This window comes from Thioalkalivibrio sp. ALM2T, from assembly GCF_000381505.1.
Classification (GTDB): Bacteria; Pseudomonadota; Gammaproteobacteria; order Ectothiorhodospirales; family Ectothiorhodospiraceae; genus Thioalkalivibrio; species Thioalkalivibrio versutus.
Genome location: NZ_KB906560.1, coordinates 82,673 through 106,345, shown reverse-complemented (window position 1 = coordinate 106,345; position 23,673 = coordinate 82,673). Strand labels below are relative to the sequence as shown.

At 66.6% G+C, this 23,673-nt stretch carries 24 protein-coding genes and 2 pseudogenes; 12 read left to right on the top strand and 14 right to left on the bottom strand.

The window, feature by feature from the left end; genetic code table 11:
- Nucleotides 1-71: 71 nt before the first annotated feature.
- The 6 genes and pseudogenes from F816_RS0107380 to amrS all read right to left on the bottom strand — a co-directional run bounded on the left by F816_RS0107380 (nt 72) and on the right by amrS (nt 6,116).
- On the bottom strand, nt 72-2,396 hold the full coding sequence (locus tag F816_RS0107380) for an HDOD domain-containing protein (RefSeq protein WP_026333189.1): 2,325 nt from the start codon (nt 2,394-2,396) through the stop codon (nt 72-74).
- Between the two features lie 153 nt (nt 2,397-2,549).
- Complete coding sequence (locus F816_RS0107375) at nt 2,550-2,930, bottom strand: DUF2237 family protein (RefSeq protein WP_018144213.1); 381 nt, start codon at nt 2,928-2,930, stop codon at nt 2,550-2,552.
- An 82-nt stretch (nt 2,931-3,012) separates the two neighbouring features.
- Entirely contained in the window at nt 3,013-4,044 is a 1,032-nt protein-coding gene (locus F816_RS0107370) for a DUF2235 domain-containing protein (protein WP_019594199.1), read from the bottom strand.
- Nucleotides 4,045-4,123: 79 nt separating this feature from the next.
- A pseudogene (locus F816_RS14085) lies at nt 4,124-4,306 on the bottom strand (Hsp20/alpha crystallin family protein); the annotation flags it as partial.
- Between the two features lie 305 nt (nt 4,307-4,611).
- Nucleotides 4,612-4,935, bottom strand: a pseudogene (locus tag F816_RS14080) (Hsp20/alpha crystallin family protein); the annotation flags it as partial.
- Between the two features lie 35 nt (nt 4,936-4,970).
- A complete protein-coding gene (amrS, locus tag F816_RS0107355; protein ID WP_019594196.1) occupies nt 4,971-6,116 on the bottom strand; it encodes an AmmeMemoRadiSam system radical SAM enzyme in 1,146 nt (381 codons plus the stop codon).
- A gap of 85 nt (nt 6,117-6,201) precedes the next feature.
- On the opposite strand from amrS, the gene amrB reads away from it, so the two are divergent.
- From amrB to F816_RS0107335, 4 genes are all read left to right on the top strand, one after another.
- Entirely contained in the window at nt 6,202-7,002 is an 801-nt protein-coding gene (amrB, locus tag F816_RS0107350) for an AmmeMemoRadiSam system protein B (protein WP_019594195.1), read from the top strand.
- The gene (gene amrA, locus F816_RS0107345; RefSeq protein WP_019594194.1) at nt 6,999-7,577 is read left to right on the top strand and encodes an AmmeMemoRadiSam system protein A; all 579 of its coding nucleotides are present in this window, start codon (nt 6,999-7,001) and stop codon (nt 7,575-7,577) included. The genes amrB and amrA overlap by 4 nt, the downstream gene beginning before the upstream one ends.
- Entirely contained in the window at nt 7,567-8,181 is a 615-nt protein-coding gene (locus F816_RS0107340; RefSeq protein ID WP_018175744.1) for a rhomboid family intramembrane serine protease, read from the top strand. Before amrA ends, F816_RS0107340 begins: the two co-directional genes overlap by 11 nt.
- Nucleotides 8,182-8,257: 76 nt before the next feature.
- On the top strand, nt 8,258-9,268 hold the full coding sequence (locus F816_RS0107335) for an adenosine deaminase (RefSeq protein WP_019594192.1): 1,011 nt from the start codon (nt 8,258-8,260) through the stop codon (nt 9,266-9,268).
- A gap of 18 nt (nt 9,269-9,286) precedes the next feature.
- Here F816_RS0107335 and F816_RS0107330 read toward each other — a convergent pair whose 3' ends face one another.
- A complete protein-coding gene (locus F816_RS0107330; RefSeq protein ID WP_018144221.1) occupies nt 9,287-9,775 on the bottom strand; it encodes a PleD family two-component system response regulator in 489 nt (162 codons plus the stop codon).
- A 242-nt stretch (nt 9,776-10,017) separates the two neighbouring features.
- Between F816_RS0107330 and F816_RS0107325 the strand changes: the two genes are divergently transcribed.
- The gene (locus F816_RS0107325) at nt 10,018-11,382 is read left to right on the top strand and encodes a diguanylate cyclase (protein WP_019594191.1); all 1,365 of its coding nucleotides are present in this window, start codon (nt 10,018-10,020) and stop codon (nt 11,380-11,382) included.
- 21 nt (nt 11,383-11,403) lie between these two features.
- On the opposite strand, the gene F816_RS0107320 is transcribed toward F816_RS0107325, so the two are convergent.
- Both F816_RS0107320 and F816_RS0107315 read right to left on the bottom strand, forming a co-directional pair.
- A complete protein-coding gene (locus F816_RS0107320; protein WP_019594190.1) occupies nt 11,404-11,865 on the bottom strand; it encodes a glycine zipper 2TM domain-containing protein in 462 nt (153 codons plus the stop codon).
- A 135-nt stretch (nt 11,866-12,000) separates the two neighbouring features.
- Nucleotides 12,001-13,533, bottom strand: a complete 1,533-nt coding sequence (locus tag F816_RS0107315; protein WP_019594189.1) for an AAA family ATPase — start codon at nt 13,531-13,533, stop codon at nt 12,001-12,003.
- 136 nt (nt 13,534-13,669) lie between these two features.
- Here F816_RS0107315 and F816_RS0107310 point away from each other — a divergent pair, with 136 nt between their 5' ends.
- The 3 genes from F816_RS0107310 (at nt 13,670) to F816_RS0107300 (ending at nt 15,702) form a co-directional block, all read left to right on the top strand.
- Nucleotides 13,670-14,374 (top strand): TVP38/TMEM64 family protein, encoded by a 705-nt coding sequence (locus tag F816_RS0107310; protein ID WP_019594188.1) that lies wholly within the window; start codon nt 13,670-13,672, stop codon nt 14,372-14,374.
- A 123-nt stretch (nt 14,375-14,497) separates the two neighbouring features.
- Nucleotides 14,498-15,241: a class I SAM-dependent methyltransferase gene (locus F816_RS0107305; RefSeq protein WP_019594187.1), complete on the top strand. Its 744-nt coding sequence runs from the start codon at nt 14,498-14,500 to the stop codon at nt 15,239-15,241.
- A gap of 137 nt (nt 15,242-15,378) precedes the next feature.
- Nucleotides 15,379-15,702, top strand: a complete 324-nt coding sequence (locus tag F816_RS0107300) for a hypothetical protein (RefSeq protein WP_018170090.1) — start codon at nt 15,379-15,381, stop codon at nt 15,700-15,702.
- 15 nt (nt 15,703-15,717) lie between these two features.
- On the opposite strand, the gene F816_RS0107295 is transcribed toward F816_RS0107300, so the two are convergent.
- Nucleotides 15,718-17,154 carry a diguanylate cyclase gene (locus tag F816_RS0107295; protein ID WP_019594186.1) on the bottom strand — a complete coding sequence of 479 codons (1,437 nt, stop codon included), beginning with the start codon at nt 17,152-17,154 and terminating at the stop codon, nt 15,718-15,720.
- Between the two features lie 172 nt (nt 17,155-17,326).
- Between F816_RS0107295 and F816_RS0107290 the strand changes: the two genes are divergently transcribed.
- Nucleotides 17,327-18,319, top strand: coding sequence for an MDR family oxidoreductase (locus tag F816_RS0107290; protein ID WP_019594185.1), 993 nt, complete (start codon nt 17,327-17,329; stop codon nt 18,317-18,319).
- Between the two features lie 317 nt (nt 18,320-18,636).
- Complete coding sequence (locus F816_RS0107285; protein WP_019594184.1) at nt 18,637-18,993, top strand: hypothetical protein; 357 nt, start codon at nt 18,637-18,639, stop codon at nt 18,991-18,993.
- Nucleotides 18,994-19,051: 58 nt separating this feature from the next.
- On the opposite strand, the gene trxC is transcribed toward F816_RS0107285, so the two are convergent.
- The 3 genes from trxC to F816_RS0107270 form a co-directional block, all read right to left on the bottom strand.
- The gene (gene trxC, locus F816_RS0107280; protein ID WP_026333188.1) at nt 19,052-19,486 is read right to left on the bottom strand and encodes a thioredoxin TrxC; all 435 of its coding nucleotides are present in this window, start codon (nt 19,484-19,486) and stop codon (nt 19,052-19,054) included.
- Nucleotides 19,487-19,859: 373 nt separating this feature from the next.
- Nucleotides 19,860-20,738: a cupin-like domain-containing protein gene (locus F816_RS0107275; RefSeq protein WP_019594182.1), complete on the bottom strand. Its 879-nt coding sequence runs from the start codon at nt 20,736-20,738 to the stop codon at nt 19,860-19,862.
- A 38-nt stretch (nt 20,739-20,776) separates the two neighbouring features.
- Nucleotides 20,777-21,352, bottom strand: coding sequence for a hypothetical protein (locus tag F816_RS0107270; RefSeq protein WP_026333187.1), 576 nt, complete (start codon nt 21,350-21,352; stop codon nt 20,777-20,779).
- Nucleotides 21,353-21,501: 149 nt separating this feature from the next.
- On the opposite strand from F816_RS0107270, the gene F816_RS0107265 reads away from it, so the two are divergent.
- Both F816_RS0107265 and F816_RS0107260 read left to right on the top strand, forming a co-directional pair.
- Nucleotides 21,502-22,428: a patatin-like phospholipase family protein gene (locus F816_RS0107265; protein ID WP_019594180.1), complete on the top strand. Its 927-nt coding sequence runs from the start codon at nt 21,502-21,504 to the stop codon at nt 22,426-22,428.
- 85 nt (nt 22,429-22,513) lie between these two features.
- On the top strand, nt 22,514-23,470 hold the full coding sequence (locus tag F816_RS0107260; RefSeq protein ID WP_019594179.1) for a pentapeptide repeat-containing protein: 957 nt from the start codon (nt 22,514-22,516) through the stop codon (nt 23,468-23,470).
- On the opposite strand, the gene F816_RS14510 is transcribed toward F816_RS0107260, so the two are convergent.
- Entirely contained in the window at nt 23,450-23,629 is a 180-nt protein-coding gene (locus F816_RS14510) for a hypothetical protein (RefSeq protein WP_081622680.1), read from the bottom strand. The two genes, F816_RS0107260 and F816_RS14510, sit on opposite strands and share 21 nt — an antisense overlap.
- Between the last annotated feature and the right edge of the window lie 44 nt (nt 23,630-23,673).

Below are 23,673 nucleotides of genomic sequence, written 5' to 3'. Positions count from 1 at the left end.
CGGACTGAGGGGGAGCGATCGACACTGTGCAGACCGCCCCCACCCGCGCGCGTCCGCGGGTGGGGGCGGCGTCAATCGCGCGCCTGCCGAATGGCCAGAGCCATCTGATTGCGAACGGCCTTCAGGGCCCGCAGGACCGTCGGTTCCACGGCTGCGCCGGCCGGCAATTCCAGATACAGCAGCCCGATACAACGATCGCGCACCGCCAGCGGCAGCAGCAGAAAACTGCGCGCATCCAGGGCCTGGCGGAACTCGTCGGGGATATAACGACTGATCGAGGCCTCGTGGCTGTCGGTGATGACCAGGTCCTTCTTCTGTTCCAGGGCCAGCGACAGGATGTCGCCCTTGCCCGAGAGCGCGAGTCGCAGCCGCCCGGACAGCGTCTCGGCATCCTTTCCGAAGGCGGTATGCGCCACCAGCACCCGATGCTCGCGATCGGCGAGCATCAGCATTACCCGACGCAGACCGAGTGTCTGGTACAGGGTCTCGAGCGTTGTCTGCATCAATGTGTTCAGCTCGAATTCGCCCACCATGCTGTCCAGCATGTCGGTGAGGGTCTCCATCAGTGCCGCGGCCTGGGCGGCGGGATCGGCGGTTGCGGCTGCCGCCGCTTCGCCGCTCCCCTCCGCGGCTTCGATATCCGCCGCGTCGCTGTCATCGATCTGCACACCCAGGTTCGCCTTCAGCCGGTTCAACGGCTCGCGGCCCTCCGGCGGCAGCTTGACCACCGTCAGGAAATGATCCATATGCTCGCGCCCGGACTTGATGGCCCGCTGCATGCCGCGGGCATCCACGCCCAGGGCACGTTCGTAGCGCCTGCGCAGATCGGTGAGCAGAGCGCCCTGCTGGTCGCGATCCGCCTGGGTAATGCATTGCCCCATCTCCGACGCCAGGGTGACGATGCGATGCAGGCGCTGGTCGGCATCCCGCGCTGCCGGCAGCATGCCCGAGGGTGCCCGCTCCACCGATGTAACGATCTCGCGCGGGAAGTTCCAGTCCTCCAGCACGCTGCGCGCCAGGGCCTCGTAGGAGATCCCCAGGACCTGACGGGCGGCACTGCCCTCGCTCGTACCCTGACCCACACGAATGCGGATTTCGTCCGCCTCCTCCGGCAGGTAGTACAACACCAGCATGCGACCGATATCGTGGAACAGCGCGCAGACGAACGCCCGCTCGCTCTCCACCCCGCCGACCTGCTCCGCCAGATCACGCGCCAGCATCGCGCTGAACAGGGTGCCGACCAGCGCCTCCATCAGGCGTCCGGAATGACGTCCGCCCTTGAGGTTCTCGAACAGCACCAGCCCGAGCGCCGCCGTGCGCACCTGTTCGAAGCCGAGCAGCACGATCGCGCGCGAAACGGTGCGGATATTGCCGCCAAAGTTGCTGTAAAAGGGGGAGTTCGCCAGCCGAAGCAGCTTCTGCGTGGTGGCGTAGTCCTTCAGCACGGCATTCGACAGCTCGGCCACCGAGCGCTTCATGGTGTCGTCGGAACACTGGGTAATCTCGCGGATGTGGCTGGAGATGCCGGGGAAATCAGGCTTGCGCCGGATCCGCCGCAGGATGAAGTCCTGCGACCCGTCGCCCGTCTGGCCTTCGCCCTCGACGGCCACCACCAGCGCCTCGCGAAACTCGCGGGCCGATGCGAAACGCTCGGCGGGATCCGGGCGGGTGGCCCGGAGTACCAGGGCGTCGAAGCGTTCGTCGCCATTGCCGGTGCGACCGGAGGGTGGCTCCAGCGCCCCCGCCTGCATCGCCTGCCGGATCGCCGCGGGGCTATCACCGGCAAACGCGCGCTCGCCCGTCAGCATCTCGAAGAACAAGGCCCCCAGGGAGAACACGTCAGACCCTTCGGTCGCGGCCTCGTTCGCCAGCCGTTCCGGCGCCAGATAGTAGGGTGTATCCGGCAGGTGGCTCTCGCCGCGCGCGGCCACGTCGGGCAGCGCCATGCCCAGCCCGGTGATCCGCGCATGTCCCTCGGGGTTCACGGTCACGTTCGCCGGCTGCAGGGCCCCGTGCAGGATGCCCTGCTCGTGCGCCGCCGCCGCCGCATCCAGCAGCTCGCGCATCAGGGCCAGGGCGCGATCGATCGGCAAGGGTCCGCGCGCCAGGATCTGCTCCAGGGTCTCGCCCTCGACGTACTCGAACACCAGGTAGACGCCCTCGGCGTAGTCCCCCGCCTCGAAGATTGGAGCGATGTTCGGGTGTCGAAAGCGGCTTAACCGGCGGGCGTCTTCAAGCAATGCCTGGCGGGTCGAAGCGTCTGCCGCGACGTTGGTCAGCGTTCGAATCGCGACCTGCCGATCCAGCAGCGGATCGTGCGCGACATAAAGCCCGTCGCGGGCACTCGTACCCAACGTCCGCGTGATCCGGAAGCGTTCGATCTCGGGCACGGCCATGCGGTCAACCATCGGCCACCCCCCGATTCCCCATGCCCACGTTATCGACCCGAACGATTGTCAGCCCCACCATGTACGGATCCATCCGTCTTCTCCCTGTATTCAACGGGGCCCACCCCGGCCCCCACCGACCCTCCGAGGAGGGCCTCCATCTCAATCAGCTGGGTCGCGCGCGTGTTCCTTGAGGATGTCCAGCGGGATCACCGCCAAGGTCTCCTCGTGCGTCGCACGCAGGAAGACCCCGGGCGCCGCCCCCGCCCGGTAGGCCTCCAGCCAGCGCGCAGCGCACAGGCACCAGCGATCCCCGGCCTCCAGGCCGGGGAAGCCGAATTCCGGAACCGGCGTGATCAGATCATTCCCCCGTGCCAGGGAGAAATCGAGAAACTCGCGGGTGAGCTCGGCGCACACGGTATGCATGCCCTGGTCGTCGTAGCCGGTGGCACAACGGCCGTCGCGATAAAACCCGGTGACCGGTCCGCGACTGCAGGGCTCCAGGGCCCCGCCAAACACGTTCTTCGAGGGAAATGGCTGCATTGAGGGAATCTCCGTCTGCTATTCCTACAGGATAACGGAGACCCGGCCTCCCAACGCGAGCGTTTACTCCGTCCGCGGGAATTCAGTCGGCGTCCGGCCAGCCCCATTCGTCCAGAAACGCGCGCAGGTTCCCGGGCTGGTAGTCGACATCCTTCCGGTAGCGTTCCAGGGCACTCGGATGCACCTCGGTCGGGTGACCCGACAGGTACAACGGACGCCGATAGCGCCGTCGCAGGCGATAGATGTGCCGCCGCGAGCGGTGCAGCGACGCCAGCGGGTCGGGGCGCAGGTTATCCGGCAGATACCCCTCCACTTGCAGCCCGGCCATCCGGGCTTGCTCGATCATCCACGCCAGCGGGGCCTCTGACGCGAGACGCCCCTCGGCATCCGGGGCGTAGCCGCCGCCCACGTCGGCATGCACGCCACTGAACCACAGCTGCTTCAGATCCAGCCCCGGGCGCGGATCCCACAGGGTGGGCTCAAAGTCGGCTCGTGTCTCGTCGATCGCCATGGCATGGCGGGCGATGCGCACGTTGGGCCCCAGCTTGGTGTCGTAGAACTCGTCCGTACGATCGAACATTCCCAGCAGAGAGAATGGGATTCCCAACGCGCCGACCGTATCCCAGACGCCAACAAAGCGAATCTCCCGCGAGGGATGTGCATGTTTCGCGCGAAAGGTACGCGAGGCTTCGCCCTCGGGCGCATGGCTGGCGCCGGTGTTCTTGTAGTGCCGAAAGGCCTGCTCGATCAACCGTGCGTCGGGGCGCTTCAGGACCCCGCAGTTGTTGATCAAGCCGCACAGGCTGCGAACGGTGTACGCCCCGCGGCTGAAACCGAACAGGAATATCTCGCTGCCGGGGGCGTAGTTCTGCACGATGTAGCGATAGGCATCCTGGATGTTCTTGTGGATGCCACGCCCGGTCACGCCACCCGAGATCTTTGCGTAGTACGCCCCCACGCCCCAGTCGTAGTAGACCTGCTGCGGTTCGCCCATGGCATCGGCGGGCGCAATGGCCCGCGCCAGGCGCAGGACATTGGTCGGCACGTCCGACTCGACGTCCTCCTCCGGGCGATTCCAGGTTCCGTCCGCACAGATCACGATCCGTCGTGTCATTCGCTGGTCTCACATCCTTGTCGTCGGGGCGGTCCCGGCGATCATTCACCGCACGGCAGGCCGCCGTGTGATGCCCCTCTCAGGAACCGATCTCGATCCGGTGCACGCCCGGCCGGGCGTCATCCTTGCGCCGGGGGATGTCGATCTTCAGAACACCGTTCTTGAACCGCGCCTGGATGGCATCGATATCGGCGTCCCCGGGCAGGCTGAGGATACGGCGAAACTGTCCGTAGGCCCGCTCCACACGATGATAGCCCGCGTCATCTTCCTCGGTCTCCTAGGGAAACACATGATTCATGTACACGCTCGCGCTCGAGTCGCTTTTGCGTGCGAACAAGGCGCGGTGACTGCCGTGCAGTCATTCTGCACAAGGGAACCGCAACGCTGTGCGCGCGCCCGTTTTTGATCAACAACGGGCGGCCGAGCCCCTTCGGGGTTGGCACCCCAGGTTCCCCGATCCTGCGTTGCGCCGCTTACAGGTAGAACCACTACCTGTTGCACGACGCGCCTTGTCTCGGAAAACCTGGGGTGCCAACGCGAGCGTGTGCATGAAACAGTGTTTCCCTAGCGCTTCTCACCAGAGATGATCAGGTCGTCGCCGTCCACCGCCAGATCGACCGCGTCCTCCTCGATCCCCGGTACCTCGACGCTAATCCGGTAGGCCTTCCGACTCTCGGCGATATCCACACGGGGCTTGAGCAGCAGCGAGGCGGCGACATCACCCCCACCCCTGCCGAGGGCCGAGCCGAAGAAGTCCTCGAACATCCGGTCCATCTCGCGGTGCATGCGCAGCAAGGGGTCGGCGCCCTCGCGCCGAGCCGGCACGACCTCCGGACTCGCGGTCTCCTCGCGCTTGAACCAGTTCCACGGCTTGAGCTTTTGCAGGTCCATGGTAATCACCTCCGTTGCACATCCTGTCTACCAAGTTAACTAGGTCGCGGAGAGGGCCTTTTCAAGCCCTGCGAATCAGCCCCCCGAAAATCGGCTAGCCGCACCGGCTGACGCCGGGCGCCCCAGTTGCCGGGGCGCGCCTCGAAGACCCCGGGCAGCGACACCCCGCAGGCGTTGCAACAGCCATCGGCGGTCAGGTTCCAGTCCGAGAGTTCGTACCCGTCGCGGCCAATCACGCATTGCCCGCAGCCCGCGCACCAGGTGCTCTGGCCCTCCGTGTCATGCACATTGCCGGTGTACACGTGATGCAGACCCTGCTCGCGAGCGATGCGACGCGCCCGCTGCAGCGTCTCGATCGGCGTGCGCGGGTGTTCGGTCATCTTGAAATCCGGATGGAAGGCGGTGAAGTGCAGCGGCACATCCGGCCCCAGATGCTCCCGGACCCATTGCGCCATGGCGGTGATCTCCACATCGCTGTCGTTCTCTCCCGGGATCAGCAGCGTGGTGATCTCGACCCAGGTATCGGTCTCGTGCACCAGCCATTCCAGAGTGTCGAGTACCGGCTGCAGATGGGCCCCGGTCAGCTTGTGATAGAAGCGCTCGGTAAATGCCTTCAGGTCCACGTTCGCCGCATCCATCGCGGCAAAGAATTCGCCGCGCGCCTGCTCGGTGATGTAACCGGCCGTCACGGCCACCGTGCGGATATCCCGCGCGCGGCAGGCCGCCGCCACGTCGATGGCGTACTCGTGGAAGATCACCGGGTCGTTGTAGGTAAAGGCCACCGCGCGACAGTCCAGCGCCTCGGCCGCACGTGCAATGGTCTCGGGATCGGCGCGATCGGCCAGCGTGTCAATCTCGCGCGACTTGCTGATGTCCCAGTTCTGGCAGAACTTGCAGGCCAGGTTGCAGCCGGCCGTGCCGAACGACAGCACCGGACTGCCCGGGAGGAAGTGATTGAGCGGCTTCTTCTCGATCGGATCCACGCAGTACCCGGAGGAACGCCCATAGCTGGTCAGCACCACGGCGTCGTCGAGATTGGCGCGCACAAAGCATGCGCCGCGCTGTCCGGGCTTCAGCTTGCAGTAGCGCGGGCACAGATCGCACTGTACGCGGCCCTCCTCCAGGGCATGCCAATAGCGCGTGGCGACGGTGAATGCGTCGTGTTCGGGGATGTCGTTCATATCCAGTCCAGACCGTGATTCATGGTCTTGAATATGAGGGCACAACCCCAATATTCAACAACATAATGCTTGATGGAGCCCCTCAATGACGGCACAGCCCCGCATCCGCGAGCCCGCCATCGCGGGCCAGTTCTACCCGGCCGAGCCCGGGGAGCTGCGCGCCACGGTAACCCGCTTGCTCGATGCGGTCCCGCTCGTAGCGGACGCGGCGCCGCCCAAGGCCCTGATCGCGCCGCATGCCGGCTACCCGTACTCCGGCCCAGTGGCAGCCTCGGTCTATGCGCACACCCGCCCCTTGGCGGGGAAGATCCGGCGCGTCATCCTCTTGGGTCCATCGCATCGCGTGCCCTTCCGCGGCATCGCGACCACTACCGCAACGGCCTACCGCAGCCCGCTGGGAGACATCCCCGTGGACCACGAAGCCCTGGAAGCCATCGCGGACCTGCCCGGCGTCCAGCCACTGGACATCGCCCACGGACCGGAACACAGCCTGGAGGCCCACCTGCCGTTCCTGCAGGTGGCACTGGGGACATTCGAACTCGTCCCGCTGGTGGTCGGGGATGCCTCGTCCGAGCAGGTCGCGAGCGTGCTGGAACGGCTGTGGGGCGGCCCGGAGACCCTGATCGTCGTGAGTTCGGATCTCTCCCACTTCCACGACTATGCCACCGCGTGCCGCCTGGACACGGCCACCACCCGTGCCATCGAACAGCTGGACGAACACGCGCTGGGGCCGGAACAGGCCTGCGGCTGCCGGCCGCTGGCGGGCTTGTTGCGGCTCGCGCGGCAGCGCGGTCTCAGCATCACCACACTGGATCAGCGCAACTCCGGCGACACCGCCGGCCCGCGCGACCAGGTGGTCGGCTACGGTGCCTGGATGCTGCAATGACGCACGCCATCGACCTGCCCGCGCCGGCGCGCGAGCGCCTGCTGGAACTGGCCGCGGATGCCATCCGGCGGGCCGCGCACCAGGCCCCCGCCCGCCCCATTGCACTGGAACAGGAGCCCGACCCGCTACCCGACCCCGGCGCCAGCTTCGTCACCCTGAAGCAAGGCGATGCCCTGCGCGGCTGCATCGGCACGCTGGAGGCCCACCGTCCTCTGGCCGCGGACGTCCTGCACAACGCCCGCGCGGCGGCGCTCAATGACCCGCGCTTTCCGCCGCTGCGCACGTCGGAACTGGCCGGTCTCGCCTACTCGGTCACGCTGCTGACCGCGTCGCGACCCATGGAGGCCGCGCACCGCAAGGGCCTGCTGGATCAGCTACAACCGGGCCGGGACGGCCTGGTCCTCCAGGCCGGAGCGCGCCGCGCCACCTTCCTCCCTGCGGTCTGGGAACAACTGCCCGATCCCGAGACCTTCCTCGATGCCCTGCTCCACAAGGCCGGGCTGGCGCCAGGCGGCTGGCCCGACGGCCTGCAGGCCTGGCGCTACGGATCGTTGGAAGTTACCGGTGAACTTTGAACCGAGTGTGACGCTGTACCTGATCGTTGCCACGGTCGCGGTCTCCCTGCTCGCATGGCAGAACCCGCGCTGGTTGCAGGCGATGATCCATCATCCACCGTCGGTGCAGCGCGGCGAATACTGGCGCCTGGTGACCCACGGCTTCATCCATGCCGATGGCACCCATCTCGCGTTCAACATGATCACGCTGTTTTTCTTCGGCATGGCCATGGAGCGCGTGCTGGTGCCGGCGATCGGCATGGGCGGCTTCGTGCTGTTCTATCTGGCCGCCATCGTCCTCGCCAGCCTGCCAAGCCACCTGCGCCATCTGCGTGACCCGGGCTACCGCTCCCTGGGCGCTTCCGGCGCAGTCTCCGCGGTGCTGTTCGCCTACATCCTGTTGCAGCCGTGGTCGCTGTTGTTCGTGTTCTTTATCCCGGTCCCGGCCATCGTGTTTGCGGCGCTCTATGTCGGCTATTCGCTCTATGCCCAGCGCCAGAACCGCGACAACATCAACCACAGCGCCCACCTGTGGGGCGGCGCCTGGGGCATCGCTTTCATGCTGTGGCTGGAACCCGGCCTGCTGGCGCGGTTCTTCCAGGAACTGCTCTCGCCCCTCGGGTGACCCCGGTTACTTGTCGGGCGCCCCAGGCAGTTCTAGCCTCTGCGCACTTTCCTCCCCGACACCGCAGGATCCCGCCATGCAAGACGCCATCGCCACGCTCCCCAAGGTCGAGCTGCACCTGCACATCGAGGGCTCCCTGGAACCCGAGCTGATGTTCGCCCTGGCCGAGCGCAACGATGTCGATCTCCCGTATGCCTCGGTCGAGGAGGTTCGGGCCGCCTACCAGTTTCACGACCTGCAATCCTTCCTGGATATCTACTACGCCGGCGCCTGCGTCCTGCTGACCGAGCAGGATTTCTACGACCTGACCTGGGCGTACCTCGAACGCTGCCGGGACGACCACGTCCGCCACACCGAGATCTTCTTCGACCCGCAGACCCACACCGAACGCGGCGTGCCCTTTGCGACGGTCATCGACGGCATCCACCGCGCGCTGGCCGACGGCGAACGGGAACTCGGCATCACCAGCCGCTTGATTCTCTGCTTCCTGCGCCACCTGAGCGCCGAGGCCGCGATGGAGACCCTGGAGACCGCCCTGCCCTGGCGCGAGCACATCCACGCAGTCGGGCTGGACTCGGCGGAGCTGGGCAACCCGCCGGAGAAATTCCAGGCCGTGTTCGAGCGCGCGCGGGCCGAGGGATTCCCCGCCGTCGCGCACGCCGGCGAGGAGGGGCCACCGGACTACATCTGGCAGGCACTGGACCTGCTCAAGGTCGCGCGCATCGACCACGGCGTCCAGGCCGAGAAGGACCCCGACCTGATGCAGCGCCTGGCGCGGGAGCAGATCCCGCTGACCGTCTGCCCGCTGTCCAACATCAAGCTGTGCGTGTTCGAGCGCCTGGAACAACACAACCTGAAGCGCCTGATGGACGCGGGGCTATGCGTCACCATCAGCTCGGATGACCCGGCCTATTTCGGCGGCTACGTGGGGGAAAACTTCCGCGCCACGGCCGCGGCCCTGCAGCTGGACCTGGATGACCTGGAAAAACTGGCACGCAACGCCGTCGACGCCGCGTTCCTGGAGGCCAGCGCAAAACAGCGCCTGCATGACGAGATCGGCGACTGGCGGGCCCGGCACGCCGCCTGAAACGCGAGTGCGGGATTCCTACCCGGAGAAGCGCGTCGGACGGGCCGGAAGACGCCCCTTTGCCACCAGGCGCTCGATGCGGGTGAACACCTCTCCGCGGCCGAAGGGTTTCTTCATGAAGTCGTCGGAGCCGATGCGATCGAGGAAGAACTGCTCGACCGCGTCCTCGTTGCCGCTGATCATGATCACCGGCACCTTCGCGGTGGCGGGGTCCCGGCGCAGTTGACGCAGCATGGCAAACCCGGTCATCCCGGGCAGGAGGATATCCAGGAAGATCAGGTCCGGTGGATTCTCGCGCGCCAAAGCCAGCGCCTCCTCGGCATCGCCGACGCCAATCGGCTCCAGCTCGTTCTGCTTGAGCATGCTGGTGAGCAGCGCGACCACCGTGCGCGAATCATCCACCACCAGCACCCGCAGCCCGCGAGCGGCCTCCTGGCGTGCCTTTGTACGCCGCTCGCCGGCCTTGCCGAACCGCAGCAGACTCCCCATTCGCTGCATGTAGCTCATGCCGGACTCCTTTCCCCTGGCTGTAGTGTTTTGTCGCACGCCAGATGACCGCATTGTTCCCGTGCCCGTACGCCCTGTCCAGCGCGCCTTGACGGCCCGTTTGAAGCCCGGCGCGAAGACGCGCATTATCCGGATTTGCCTGCGGATCACTGAATGGAGTCAGGGCCCAGCATGACGGCAGACACCCTCCGACCGCCGGTCACGACCGCGCCCCGGCGAGACCGCCCAATGGACGGCCGGCCATGAAGATCCTGGTCGTCGACCACTCCCGTGTGTTCCGGGCGCTATGGAGCCGCATGGTCCTGGCCGCCGGCCACAAGCCGATCATGGCCGCAAGTGGTGCGGAGGGCCTCGCCCGCATCGAGGAAAACGACCTCGAGCTGGTCTGCGCCTCCATTACCCTGCCCGACATGAGCGGGATCGAGTTCTGCCGCCAGGCACGCGCCAAACCCGCCGGCCATGATCTGCCACTGATCCTGCTGACCACCAAGCAGGACCACGACATACGCCGCGCGGCCTTCGAGGCCGGCGCCACCGATCTCCACGACAAGACCAACATCCGTGACCTGTTCCACCAGGCCGCACGCTACGGCCGGCCGGTGGAACACGCCCACGAGGGGCATGTGCTGTATGTCGAGGACAGCCCCACCGTCGCCCGGGTGATGACTCGCATCCTCGAGGGCATGGGCCTGGAAGTAGCGCACTTTCGCAGCGCCTCCGCCGCCCTGAATGCCTTCGACGAGGGCACCTGGGATCTGGTCCTGAGCGATATCCTGGTCGAGGGCGACATCAGCGGCATGGGGTTGGTCAGCCGCCTGCGCCACCGCTTCCCCGACAAGACCAGCCTGCCGATCGTCGCGATGTCCGGCCTCGACGACCCAAACCGACGCGCCGAGCTCTTCCGCCTGGGGGTCAACGACTTCGTGACCAAGCCGGTGCTGGAAGACGAGGTCCGCGCCCGCATCGGCAACCTCCTGGCGAACAAGCGCCTGCTCGAGGAAGTCCAGAGCCAGCGCCAGAAACTTTACGACATGGCGATGATCGATCCCCTCACCGGCCTGCGCAATCGCAATGTCCTGGCCGAATGCGCTGCACGCTTCTTCACCGAAGCCAACCAGAAGGACATGGCCCTCAGCCTGATCCTGCTGGATATCGACCATTTCAAGCAGATCAACGACAGCCACGGCCATCTGGTGGGCGACGAGGTCCTGGTTGGCATCGGCGAACTACTGCGCACTACCGGGCGCGAGGTCGATGTCGCCCTGCGCTTCGGCGGCGAGGAATTCCTGTTGGTCCTGCCCGAGTGCGACCTGTTTGATGCCCATACCCGTGCCGAGGAGCTGCGCCAGCAACTGCGCGAACTCAAGCCCGCCGGACTGACCATTACCGCCAGCTTCGGCGTGACCAGTCGTCCCTGCGGTCGCGAGATCGACATGAACGACCTCTTCCGGGTCGCCGACCAGGCCGTCTACCAGGCGAAGAGCGAGGGGCGTGACTGCGTCGTCTCGCGCACCCTGGATGCTGGAGCCGAATCCGACTTCCGGGACACCCGTACCGCCGACGACTCGCCCGGGCCGGGGCAACCGACCCCGGAACCGTCTGTCTGAGACGCGGACCAGGCCCGCCACTCAGCCCTGAATACGCCAGCTGCCGTCCGGCTGCCGACAGGCGGTCCCGTACACCTGCTCGGTCTGGCCTCCGATCACCGCGTCGATGGTGTATTCGCGACACGGGCCGGCGGTGGTCTCGTAGGTCCGCGTCGGCACCACGGTGTACTGGTTGCCGCTGTCGGGGTTAACCCACCGCGAGGGCACACCCGTCCGCACACTCTCCAGGGTCTGGGCCGTCTTCAACCGGTCGACCTCGTCCATGGACTGGCCCACCGAGCCACCGATCGCCGCGCCCGCGAGGGTGCCGGCGATGATCGCCGCGGTCCGGCCACGCCCGGAGCCGACCTGCGAGCCAAGCACGCCCCCCAGCACGCCGCCGATCACCATCCCGGCCTGTTCCTGCGACCCCTGATAGGTCGCACAGCCGCCGAGACCCAGGACCGCCGCCAGGACCATCGCGAAAGAAACATTGCGCCACATGAGCATTCCTCCACCGGCGACCCGTATCCGAACCCGTGGGGGACCGGGACCCGTGCCGGCTCTGGCGTCCCCCAGACCGGAGTATAGGCCACCCGGGGCCCACCGCTCCGGCGCCCGGAAAGCCAGGCCGGGCGGTCAGCCGGGCGGCTTCGGCGGACCGGACGCGGCGCCCTTCGGCTCCGGCTTCGACGCATTGATCGCGCGCTGGAAGACCCAGCTCTTGATCTCGCGGATCTGCTCTACCATGGTCCGCGACAGCGGTACCGTGTTGATGACATTGCGGATCACGTCGCGCTGGTTGAACACCCGCCCCTCCTGGTAGGCGTCGATCCGCGCCGACTTCACCGCCTGCTCGATCTCGGCCCCGCTCCAGTCCTCGGTGCTGGCCGCCATGTAGTTCAGGTTGAAGTCCTCCAGGTTACCGCCGTGACGCTGGACGTGAATGCGCAGGATTTCCTTGCGCTCCTCCACGCTCGGCAGGTCGAGGAAGAACAGCTGGTCAAAGCGCCCCTTGCGCATCAGCTCGGCCGGGAGCTGCTGGATGCGGTTCGCGGTCGCCGCCACGAACACCCGGGGCGACTTCTCCTGCAGCCAGGTGAGAAAGCTGGAGAAGATGTTTACATTGCCAGCGCTGCCCGCAGCGTGACTGTCGAAACCGAAGGCGTTCTCCAGCTCGTCCACCCACAGCACCATCGGCGCGATCTCCTCGGCGATCCGGGTGGCCCGGGCAAAGGCGTATTCCGGGGTACCGAAACTGCCGGACAGCACCAGGCTCATGTCCAGCCGTACCAGCGGCAGGTTCCAGGCGGTAGCGATCGCCTTGGCGGCCATGCTCTTGCCGCAGCCGCTCACCCCCATGAACAGCACCCCGGCCGGCAGCGGGACGTTGTCATTCCAGGCCTTCTCGGTGAACAGGTCGGCGCGTGTGCGCACCCATTCCTTCAGATTATCCAGACCGCCGATATCCTCCAGCGAGCGCTGTGGTGGATAGAACTCGAGGCAGCTCTCCTTGCGCAGGATCTGGCCCTTCTCCTCCTGGATCTCGGCCAGCATGTCGGCCTCGGCCATCGGCTTGCCGCGGAACAGCCGCGCACTCAGATGCCCGACCTCGTTGAGCGACAGGCCGCGCATTCCCGCCGCCACCCGGAACAACTGCTCGCGCGGGACCGCCTCGGCGCCGCGGGTGTGTTCGAGCTGCTCCAGCACCTCGGCCTCGGATGGCAGCTCCACCTCGACCAGGAAGACCTCCTTTTTCAGGATCTCCGGCAGCTTCAGCAACGGGCAGCTGAGGAACACCACGTTGCGTCCCTTCTTCAGCTGGTAGTACAGGTCGCGCACTCCGCGCACCAGCGCCGGGTTGTCATCGAACCACATGGGCAGATCCTTCAGCAGGACCATGCGCGGGGCATCCGTCTCGCCGGCCGCCACCCGCGCCACTGCCGCTACCGGGTCCGTCGTCGGTGCATTCGGGTCGTCGTGCTCGCCAAACCCGTGACTCGCCGACCAGACCTCCAGGTGGCCGTCTTCGCCGTAGAATGAGCGTGCGACCGAACGCAGCAGCCTCTCCATGCGGTCTTCGTCCCAGCCGAGAAGGTAGAACACCGGATAGTGCGACTTGAGCCCGCGCAGGATCTTGTGTGCCGTCTGATTCTCCAGCTTCTTGCTCAATGCGCGTCTCCTCCCCGGGTGCCTGAGCCGAGTGTACCGATCCGCGGCACCGATGCGACCTGCCCACCGAACCTTGTGATTGCGCATCCGCTACTCTGACCGCATCACGCCGGACGCTCCCCGGAGGCCCCGCTCCATGACGCACCCCCGCCCCCGACCCAACGGGTGTTCCCGCGCCAACATCGGGCGCGGCCTGCTGGTGCTACTGATCGCACTGGGCATCGGCATCGCGCTGTGGGTCGGCGATCCGGTCCGCCTGCTGGCCTGGGGCGATGCCGTCGCGGGCGGCCCCTGGGCCACGGCAGGGCTGGTGCTCCTGATGGCCCTGATGCTGACCTTTGCTCTGCCCGGCACGCTCATCCTCTGGTTGATCGCCCCGTTCCATCCGCCCCTGTTAGCAATCGGTCTGCTCCTCGCAGGTAGCGTCAGTGGTGCCTGGGGTGCGTACCGCGTGTCCGCCCGCCTGGCGCGCCATACCGATCAAGAACGCCGCGAAGACGCCTGGCTGGCCGATTTCCTGCACCGCCACAGTGGCCTCGCCACGCAGATCGCGCTGCGGGTGCTCCCCGGCTTTCCCCATTCGATGGTGAACTACGCCGCCGGCGCGCTGGGCCTTCCACTTGGCCGTTTCCTGCTGGCAGCCGTGCTCGGGCTCGCCGTCAAGTGGAGCGTGTACGCCACCGCCATCCACGGGACCACCGACGCCCTTGCGAGCGGCAAGGCCCTGCAACCGCAAACCCTCCTGCCCCTGTTCGTGCTGGCGATGCTGTTGTTACTGGGGGCCGCGCTGCGCCACCGGATTCAGCGCCGCCACTCACGGCGCATTGAGACCGACGAATGACACCGCGGATGGCGCTGACCCGCCCGTCAAACCGAGAACGGCTTCCCGGAGTCTACCCAGCCAGCCTGTGACCACCCGTCAGGTTGGTTACACTGTTGCGCACCATTCAAGCCCGGCCACCGCGTGACCCACGATACTGCCCCGCAGCAACATTCGGACATCGGCGACGTCAACCAGCGCTTCTACGATGGCTTGTGGGCGGACACGCGTCTGGTGCACCCGGAGCGCTTCAACACCTGGGGCCTGGTATCCAGCCTGGCCGAATCGCATACCCGCCGGCTCGAAGTAGGGCCCGGCATGCGCCCGCGCCTGCCGATCGCCGGCACCCACTTTGTCGATATCAGCCCACCGGCCCTGGCCGCACTGGAAAGCGCGGGCGGCATCACCCACACCGCCCCCATCTCCGCCCTGCCCTATGCCGACCAGAGCTTCGATCTGGTGTGCGCACTGGATATCGTCGAGCACGTGGAAGACGACGAGGCGGCCCTGGCCGAGCTCTCGCGGGTGGCGGCGCCCGGGGCGCGGGTACTGCTCTCCACCCCGCTACACCCGGAGTACTGGACGCCGTTCGACGACATCGTCGGCCACTACAGACGCTATGAACCGGCCAAGCTGATGCAACTGCTGGAACGCCACCACCTGCGAATCGAGCAAAGCGCGATCTTCGGCATGAAGCCCAAATCCTCGCGCCTCAATGACCTCGGCATGTGGTTCCTGCAACGTCATCGGCCGGTCGCGATGAAGGTCTACAACCGCTTCCTGATGCCCCTGGGACTGCGCCTGCAAAAGCCCCTCGAATTGACCCCCGGCATGGTCGCCACCGACGGCGTCGAAGAGGTCTTTCTGGTCTGCCGTCGCGCCTCCTGAAGCAACACGCCCCCGGCTGCCCCTACACGACCCGGGTCGGTGGCAACTCAAAACCCCGCTCCGCACCGGGCCTGCTTGATGGAAACCCTCGTCCGGGCGTACTGTCTATGCAGGCAAGACTCCCGAGAGACCATCCAATGCTCGACCTGCTGCGTTCACGTTCCACCTACAGCGATCAGCGCTTCCAGTTTTCCCTGCTGGTGCTGGCCACCGGCTTCGTGCTGACCCTGCAAAACCCGCAGGCGCAGGAATCCGCCGCGGAACTGTTCTCCAAGGTGGAGTTCCCGAATTTCGCCCAGGTCCAGGACATGCGTCCGCAGCTGCCGCCACCGTGGATGGAAGGCGATCAGCTGGTGAGCGAAGACAGCGAGTCGGTCCCGGTCGTCACCCTGCTTGAGCGCGAAGACGCCCGCTCCGCCGATCCGCGCGAACGCCCGACGCGCGCCGCCGGCGCAGAATAACCCCGGCGGGGGTAATCAGAGCCCCGCCGCGCAGACCCGGTTGCGTCCCTCGCGCTTGGCGCGGTAAAGCTGCCGGTCCGCCTCCCCCAGAAGATCCTCCGGCGCCACGGATCGCCCCCCGTCGACCGCGGATACCCCGAGACTGACCGTCACCGCATCCGTCACATTATCCGGGTGGCCCAGCTGCAACGACTCGACCTTGCGGCGCACCCGCTCGGCGACCGCCCGCGCACCCTCCAGCGTGGTGTCCGGCAGGATGCAGGCAAACTCCTCGCCGCCATAACGCGCCACCAGATCAGTGGGCCGGTGTGCCGCGGCGCGCAATACCTCAGCGACCTGGCGCAGGCAGTCATCCCCACGCTGGTGGCCAAAGCGGTCGTTGTACGGCTTGAAGTGGTCAATATCGATCATCAACAGCGCAAGGTTCACCTCGCGCCGCGAACCGCACTCGCGCTCAAGCACGGCATCGAATTCGCGCCGGTTGGCGAGGCCGGTCAGGCCATCTACCCGCGCCTGGCGTGCCAGCTCCGCCTCCACCTCCTTGCGCGCGAAGGTGCCGGCGATGATATCGGCTACCACCTGCAGCACGGCGATCTGTTCGGAGCTCCACTCGTAGTGCCGGGCCACCGAATCAAGGCCCAAAAGCCCGAAGGCCTTCTGATCACTGATCAACGGGATGAGCAACAGGGACTCGATATCCTGGCGCCGGAACTCGGCCTGCTCCACCACCGCAGCCTCGGGGAGGGCGCCCACATCGGGGACGTGCACCGGGTGTCCCTGCCGAATCTGGCGGGTCACCCAACCATGCGCCTCCATGGGTATCCCTTGCATCTCGTCGAGGAAGGGGGTGACCCCGGGCGCGCACCACTCGCTCACCAGGTCCATCGTCTCATGGTCCGGGCGAAAACAGATCACGTAGGCTCGCCCCATCCGGAAGAACTCGCCCAGACGTTGCAGGGCCTGCACAACGGCCGCGTCCACCGCGTCCGCCGACAGGTCCGCAAACTGCGCGGAGATCGCCGACACCACCTCCTGCAACCGGTACTGGTGCTGTGCCCTGAGTTCCAGTTGCTTGCGCTCGGTGATGTCCTCGCCCATCACGCTGGCCCCAAGCAGCGTGCCCTCGGCATCGAAAAACCGCTGGGCATACCAGGACAGCGTGCGCTGTTCGCCACTGCGGGTGCGGATGGTGGACTCCAGACCCGCGATCTCGCGGCCGTCGTGAATGATGGCCTTCCCCTCGGCGTAGACCGCCGCGCGATAGTCCGAGTCGGGGAAAAGCCATTCCCAGATACTCGCGTGCCCCACGACTTCCTCGCGGCTATAGCCAGTGATCCGTTCCGCCGCCCGATTCCACAGCGTCACCCGCCCCTCGGGATCCAGGGTATTCACCCAGACCGGGGCGTATTCAATGATCTGTGAATGGAAACACCCGGAAGGGTCTGCCGCCATGATGATCCTCGCAACGGGAAACAATCGGCGCGTGGCGCAACGCCGCCCGGCGAACATGCGCAATCCCGTTCGCCCATCCCAATGAGGTTAGCAACATTCCCCGGCCTTCGCGTCAGAAAAGCCGGGCGTTTGTTAGGCTGCCGTTGCATTCCCTGACGAGACGCTGATTCGCATGACCAAACCCTTCAAGGCCCTGCTCCTGGAACAGCAGCCCGACGGCCCGGTGGCCACGATCCGGACACTCACCCTCGACGACCTGCCCGCGGGCGAAGTCCTGCTCCAGGTTCACTATTCGGGACTCAACTACAAGGACGGCATGATCCTGCAGGGGCGGGGCAACCTGGTGCGGGATTATCCCCACGTGCCGGGCATCGACCTGGCCGGGACCGTGCTCGAATCGGCGGACCCGCGCTACCGCCCGGGCGATCCCGTCGTGCTGACCGGCTACCGTGTCGGCGAGGCCCACTGGGGCGGTTACGCCCAGCGCGCATGCGTCCGCGGCGACTGGCTGATCGCTCAGCCGTCCGGATACAGCGCGCGCCAGGCGATGGCCGCGGGCACTGCCGGCTTTACCGCCATGCTGGCGGTGCAGGCCCTGGAAGACCACGGATTGCAGCCGAACACCGGCGAGGTACTGGTCACCGGTGCCTCCGGCGGCGTGGGCAGCATCGCCGTGCGGCTCCTGGCACGCCTGGGCTACACGGTCACCGCCGTAACCGGACGCCCGGAGAACGCCAACTACCTGCACCAACTGGGCGCCAGCACCATCGTGGCTCGCGAGGCGCTGGCCGACGCGCCGGCCAAGCCGCTGCTGGGCGAACGCTGGGCCAGCTGTGTGGACACGGTCGGCGGCGACATGCTGGCCCATGTACTGGCCGGGATGGCGTACGGACGTTCGGTGGCCGCCTGTGGCCTGGCCGGCGGCGCGCAGCTCCAGACCACGGTCCTGCCGTTCCTGCTGCGCGGCATCAACCTGCTGGGGATCGACTCGGTCCTGTGCCCCGCCGAGCGGCGGCGGGGCACCTGGGAGCGCCTGGCGGCGCTGCTCCCCGGGGCCGATCTCGACGCCATCACCAGCGAGATCGGCCTGGAAGACCTGCCGGACTACGGCGAGTCGATCCTGAAGGGCCAGATCCGCGGCCGTACAGTAGTCCGGCTGGACTAGTGGGCCATGCGGTTAATAAGGTAACGCTCAGAGCCACTGTGCTGGCGCGAATCAAGGCGCGTTTCGCAGGGAATGGCAGCGTCCTTGCCAAGAAACGCAACGCCGAGTCGCGCCAGCACAGTGACTCCCGAAGGGCCGTCGCACAAGCGCCGTGGGCTGCGTTCCGCTCGCTTGAATGGGCGAAGGCCAGTCCTGCGCTTGCGCGCCTTGCCCACAACACTTGTGCGACGGCTGAGCGTTACCTTATTAACCGCATGGCCCACCAGCCCCGTCGAACGCGAACCGACTATGCTGGGCATACCACCCTGGAGGCGCCCGTGACCGAACTCGAAGCCCGTCTAAAGCACATCCGTGACCGTCTGGCCGAGCTGGAGGCCATGGCCCGCGAGGACACCACAGAGGCCGCCCACCGGGTCACGGCCGAGTTGACCCGGGAGCTCAACCAGGCAATCGAGGACACCGCCGACAGGACCGATGGTACCCACACGCCTGCGGCCAGCGAGCCACGTGCCCCCCGCGACCCGGTCGAAAAATGCCCGCGCTGCACCCTGCGCAGCTTCACCTTCCAGGACGGTACGATCCGGGAACGTGCGAACCAGCCGGGGCATTTCGAGGCGCAATACCACTGCATGAGCTGCGGCCACGAGGCCTGGCGCGAACTGGGCAGCCGCTGATTGATCACCGTCGGCACCCGACGATGCTGACGACCGCGACGAAGCCACCTTTGCCCGGCTAAACCTGGCTCTGGGTCCAGCGCACGATATCCGCCGCCCCCATCGCGCCCGCCTGGCGCGCCACTTCGCGTCCGCCGCGCAACAGCGCCAGGGTCGGGATACTGCGGATCGCAAACCGCCGGCCCAGCTCCGGCTCCGCCTCGGTATTCACCTTCGCCAGCCGCACGGTCGGCTCGAGGTCCGCCGCGGCCAGGCGGAACTGCGGGGCCATCATCTTGCAGGGGCCGCACCACGGCGCCCAGAAGTCCACCAACAGCGGGATATCGTTGCGCTCGAGGTGGCGGAGGAAGTTCGTGGCGGTCAGTTCCAGCGGCTCCTGGCCGAACAACGACCGATGACACTGGCCACACTTCGGGCCGGCACCCAGCCGTGTCGCAGGGATTCGATTCACCGCGTCACAATGCGGACAGACCACGTGCAGGGCTTCACTCACGGCAGCACCTCGTTCCAGGCAGAAGAAGAAAAGGCCAGCACCCTGATCTTACTCCGCGAGCGCGTGCATGGATCCATCAGGCCGCTGGGGAAACACTGATCAATGTACACGCCCGCGTTGGCACCCCAGGTTTTCCGAGACCAGGCGCGGTGCGCAGCCGGTAGTGGTTCTACCGGCAAGGGCCGCAACGCAGGATCGGGGAACCTGGGGTGCCAACCCCACAAGCCATTAAAAGCAGGGGCTCGGCCGCCCGTTGTTGATCAAAAACGGGCGTGGGAACGGCGTTGCGGCTCCCTTGTGCAGAATGGCTGCACGGCAGTCACCGCGCCTTGTTCGCACGCAAAAGCGACTCGAGCGCGAGCGCGTACATTAATCAGTGTTTCCCTGGATGCCGGGCGAGAAAATGTGCGGTGCGTTCCACCGCGCGGCGTTCGTTGCGGTCGTTCCAAGCTTGCCCGACCAGCTTGCGCATGGTGCCCTCGATGGTCCGCGTCACCAGCAGGTTGCTCAGCATCCGCGCGACATTCGGCAGGTCACGCGGAAACGCCCGCAGTGCCATGGAAAAGCCGATGTCGTCATACAGCACGTAGTGCCAGAACCCCGGCGGGATATAGAGCACGTCCCCGTGGTGCAATTCGGCCAGGTGGCCCCGCACATGCCGCAGCGCCGGATGGCGCTGGTAGTCGGGATCCTCGAAGTCCACCGAGGCCAGCGCACTGAACGAGAAAGGCACGTGATACATGTACGGCGTGTACTCGGGAGCGACCAGCAGTACGCGTTTCGGCCCGCCAAAGTGGCACAACAGGATATCCGGGCGGTCGATGTCGAAGTGCATCTGCACGCGCGCGTCCTTGCCGCCCATGAACAGCACGGGCAGCTTGCGGAACAGTCGCAAACCGATGTCGGGAAACTCGAAGTCGCGCGCCAGCGTCGGCCGGGCGGCAAACAGGTTGAAGAAGAACAGGCGCAGATCGCGCTCGCCCCCTTCCAGAAGGTCCAGATACTCCGCCAGCGGCATGTGCAGGGACGCGGCGTGCTGATGCTCGTTGTCGCGCGCGGGCCGGCTGTCGTACAGCGGCACCACGGCATCCCCGGCGACCTCGCGAAAATAGTCGGGTGTCCAGCGCTCCCGTGCCGGCCACTCCCGGGTCAGCTCCTCCAGGATCACCGGTTGCGCGACCGCCTTGTACTGCCGCAGGAACGTGTCCGGTTCGACAAGCCCGACCCGCTCTACCGGCGTAGTCTCGATCATTTCCGCTCCCGTTTCCTCGCTCGGGGAAGCCCGTCAGCCTACCAAGCCCGCCCGCAGCGCGCGATGCTGCGCTGCGGCAACAGCCAGGCAGACAGCAGATGCGTGAGCCACCACACCCCGGAACATACCGCCATGACCACCGCCAGCCATGCAACAGGGTGCATCCACTCCTGCACCTGCCCACCCGGACCCAGCACCCAGTTCACGTTGTTGTCGACATCCGCGAGCGCGAAGGTCAGCAACAGGATGACCCAGCCCAGCACCACCATGTAACGCCAGGCACGGGGGTCATACCCGAGACGCCAGACCATCCAGATCAGCACGAACGGAAGCGGCAGGTGGTAAAGCGACAGCAGGCGCACAAACAGCGGGATCTCGGGGTTGAACATGTAGTGCACAACCCCCAGCGGGGCCCAGCCCCAGACCGCCATGCTCAGCAGGAAATCCAGCACCCAGCCCAGCTCCAGAAGCACGACGGCCACCAGCATCATGCTCGCGATCCGGCGACTCTCCAGCCAGGCCGCCAACAGCCCGCCCAGTAACGCCACGTTGGAAAACCAGAGGAAATTGAACCAGCCGTGCACCACGGCATACACCGGAACCAGCACCAGCACGAAGGCGAGATAGCCCCACTTGAAGCCGCGCGGGACCCTCTCGCCACTCCCTGTTCTGACCCGCATGCGCGCCCCTCTGCTTGCCCGTCAGTGCATTCGGGCTCAGGGTAGCAGCATGACACCCACACGCCCCGGAAGCGCATCGCCCCATGAGACGGCTGTCGTTCCTTTTTCTCGCCCTGTTCCTGGCCACCGCCCCGGTCGCACTGGCTGCAGACACCGCTGAACCGCCCGCCCCCACCATTGGCCTGGCGCTGGGCTCGGGCGGGGCCGGAGGGCTGGCGCATATCGCCATGCTGCAGGTATTCGACGACCGGGGGGTCCTGCCCGACCGCATCACCGGCACCAGCATCGGCGCCGTGATCGGCGGGCTGTACGCCGCGGGGCTCGATGCCGACGAGATCTTCGATCTGTTCGACGACTTTTCCGGATCCGAGCTCGATGCCCTGACCGGGCTGGCGCGCTCCGAGATCAAGCTGCTGGACCTTGTCCCCCTGCGCCTGGGCCGCAATGCCCTGTTCGATTCGGGCGAGTTCCTGCGTTTCCTCGCCGAGCACACCGAGGCGCGCGACTTCGACGACCTGCGCATCCCCTTCGCCGTGGTCGCCACCGACTTTCGCACCGGCGAGAGCGTGGTGATCGACCAGGGCGACCTGTTCCTGGCGATCGAGGCAAGCATGGCAGTGCCCGGCCTGTTCGAACCGGTCCGGCGCGACGACTGCCAGATCCTGATCGACGGCGGGGCCTCCAATCCACTGCCCTATGATTTGCTGCAGGGCGAATACGATTACGTGATCGCCGTGGACGTATCCGGCAATGGCTCGCCGAACGCCACCGAGGACATCGGCATCACCGACCTGCTGTTCAAGAGCTTCAGCATCATGCAGGGCTCCATCATCCGCCACATGACCCGCCTCGACCCGCCGGATCTCTACCTGGTACCGGATACCGGAGGCATCCGGTTGCTGCACTTCAACCGGATCGACGAGATCCTGGAGAAGGCGGAGCCCGCCGCCGGGGAACTCCGCGACCAGCTCGATACCTGGGGCATCCAGCCCCCGGCCCCCAGCCGGTAACCCGTGCCCAGAAGCCCGGTTCCATGCCCTATACTCGCGGCATCCACCGTAACGGACGCGGTGCCAAGGGAAGCCAGCAAGAACCGTGACCAGCGATAACCCCGATCCCCGGCCAGACGCAATAGATCCGCCCCCGGGAACCGGCGACGGACGCCATGAACTGTGGTTTACCCGACGCGATGATCAGGTATGCGGGCCCTACCCTCAGCGCTCGATCGGGCGCTTCCTGATCCTGGGCCGGCTGCGCCCGGATGACCAGGTCAGCCGCGACCGCGAGACCTGGTGGCGTATCGACCAACGCCCTCACCTGATCCCCGAAGAGTTGCAGAACGCCCACACCCCGGAGGGCCGCGAACGCCTGGAGCAGGCCCGCCTGCGCGAGGACGAACGCCGGCGGGAACGGCGCGACGACAACCCGCCCGCCGAGATCCGCGAGCGCCGCAAGGGGGACCGCCGTTGTCCCGAATCGCCCGCGACGATCGCCCATCGCCAACAATGGGCCGAGATCCTGGAACGGCCGGCGCCACCCTGGAGTGAGTGGGTCCGCGGTCCACGGCCCTGGATCGCGGGTGGCCTTGCAGTCACCCTCGCCGTCGGCCTGCTGCTCGCCTTCGGGATTGCCTTCGAGCGTGACTCCGGGCCCAACTGCGAACAGGCCGCGGGGCCCGGGGTCAACTGGAACTACTGTGACAAGGCCGGCGCCGACCTGCGCAATGCCGACCTGACGGGCGCGTCACTTCACAGCACCCGCCTGGCCGGGGCGCGCCTGCATGGTGCACGGCTGACCGACGCGGATCTGCGTTTCGCGGACCTCGCCCTGGCCGGACTAGAGGGCGCGAATCTGGCTGGAACCAACCTGACCGGCGCGGACCTGATCCAGGCTCGCCTGGTCGACGCCAACCTCGAGAATGCCAATCTCGCCCACGCCAACCTGACCGATGCCGACCTCTCCGGTGCCCAGCTGGACGCTGCTTACCTAAGCCGCAGCATCTGGACCGACGGCCGCATCTGCGCCCGTGACTCAGTCGGGAGCTGCGACTGACCCGCGGGCGCGCCCTCCACGTGCCACGCCCGGATCCGGATCAATTCCCAGCTCCTCCGCCACCTCCGCCCAGTACGGCTCAGCCTCGCAGGAACAGCAGTCGCACCAGACGGTGACACCGTCATGCATGCTGATCCGGCTGCGCACGGCCTGCGGCATTCGCGTTCCGGATGTTTCGTGCGACGTCGTCGCGCCCCCATCTC

Bases quoted from the DNA above. Each gene is read 5' to 3' on its own strand.
- F816_RS0107380 (WP_026333189.1), bottom strand. From the start codon at position 2,396: ATGGCCGTGCCCGAGATCGAACGCTTCCGGATCACGCGGACGTTGGGT.
- F816_RS0107375 (WP_018144213.1), bottom strand. From the start codon at position 2,930: ATGCAGCCATTTCCCTCGAAGAACGTGTTTGGCGGGGCCCTGGAGCCC.
- F816_RS0107370 (WP_019594199.1), bottom strand. From the start codon at position 4,044: ATGACACGACGGATCGTGATCTGTGCGGACGGAACCTGGAATCGCCCG.
- amrS (WP_019594196.1), bottom strand. From the start codon at position 6,116: ATGAACGACATCCCCGAACACGACGCATTCACCGTCGCCACGCGCTAT.
- amrB (WP_019594195.1), top strand. From the start codon at position 6,202: ATGACGGCACAGCCCCGCATCCGCGAGCCCGCCATCGCGGGCCAGTTC.
- amrA (WP_019594194.1), top strand. From the start codon at position 6,999: ATGACGCACGCCATCGACCTGCCCGCGCCGGCGCGCGAGCGCCTGCTG.
- F816_RS0107335 (WP_019594192.1), top strand. From the start codon at position 8,258: ATGCAAGACGCCATCGCCACGCTCCCCAAGGTCGAGCTGCACCTGCAC.
- F816_RS0107330 (WP_018144221.1), bottom strand. From the start codon at position 9,775: ATGAGCTACATGCAGCGAATGGGGAGTCTGCTGCGGTTCGGCAAGGCC.
- F816_RS0107325 (WP_019594191.1), top strand. From the start codon at position 10,018: ATGAAGATCCTGGTCGTCGACCACTCCCGTGTGTTCCGGGCGCTATGG.
- F816_RS0107320 (WP_019594190.1), bottom strand. From the start codon at position 11,865: ATGTGGCGCAATGTTTCTTTCGCGATGGTCCTGGCGGCGGTCCTGGGT.
- F816_RS0107310 (WP_019594188.1), top strand. From the start codon at position 13,670: ATGACGCACCCCCGCCCCCGACCCAACGGGTGTTCCCGCGCCAACATC.
- F816_RS0107300 (WP_018170090.1), top strand. From the start codon at position 15,379: ATGCTCGACCTGCTGCGTTCACGTTCCACCTACAGCGATCAGCGCTTC.
- F816_RS0107295 (WP_019594186.1), bottom strand. From the start codon at position 17,154: ATGGCGGCAGACCCTTCCGGGTGTTTCCATTCACAGATCATTGAATAC.
- F816_RS0107290 (WP_019594185.1), top strand. From the start codon at position 17,327: ATGACCAAACCCTTCAAGGCCCTGCTCCTGGAACAGCAGCCCGACGGC.
- F816_RS0107275 (WP_019594182.1), bottom strand. From the start codon at position 20,738: ATGATCGAGACTACGCCGGTAGAGCGGGTCGGGCTTGTCGAACCGGAC.
- F816_RS0107265 (WP_019594180.1), top strand. From the start codon at position 21,502: ATGAGACGGCTGTCGTTCCTTTTTCTCGCCCTGTTCCTGGCCACCGCC.
- F816_RS14510 (WP_081622680.1), bottom strand. From the start codon at position 23,629: ATGCCGCAGGCCGTGCGCAGCCGGATCAGCATGCATGACGGTGTCACC.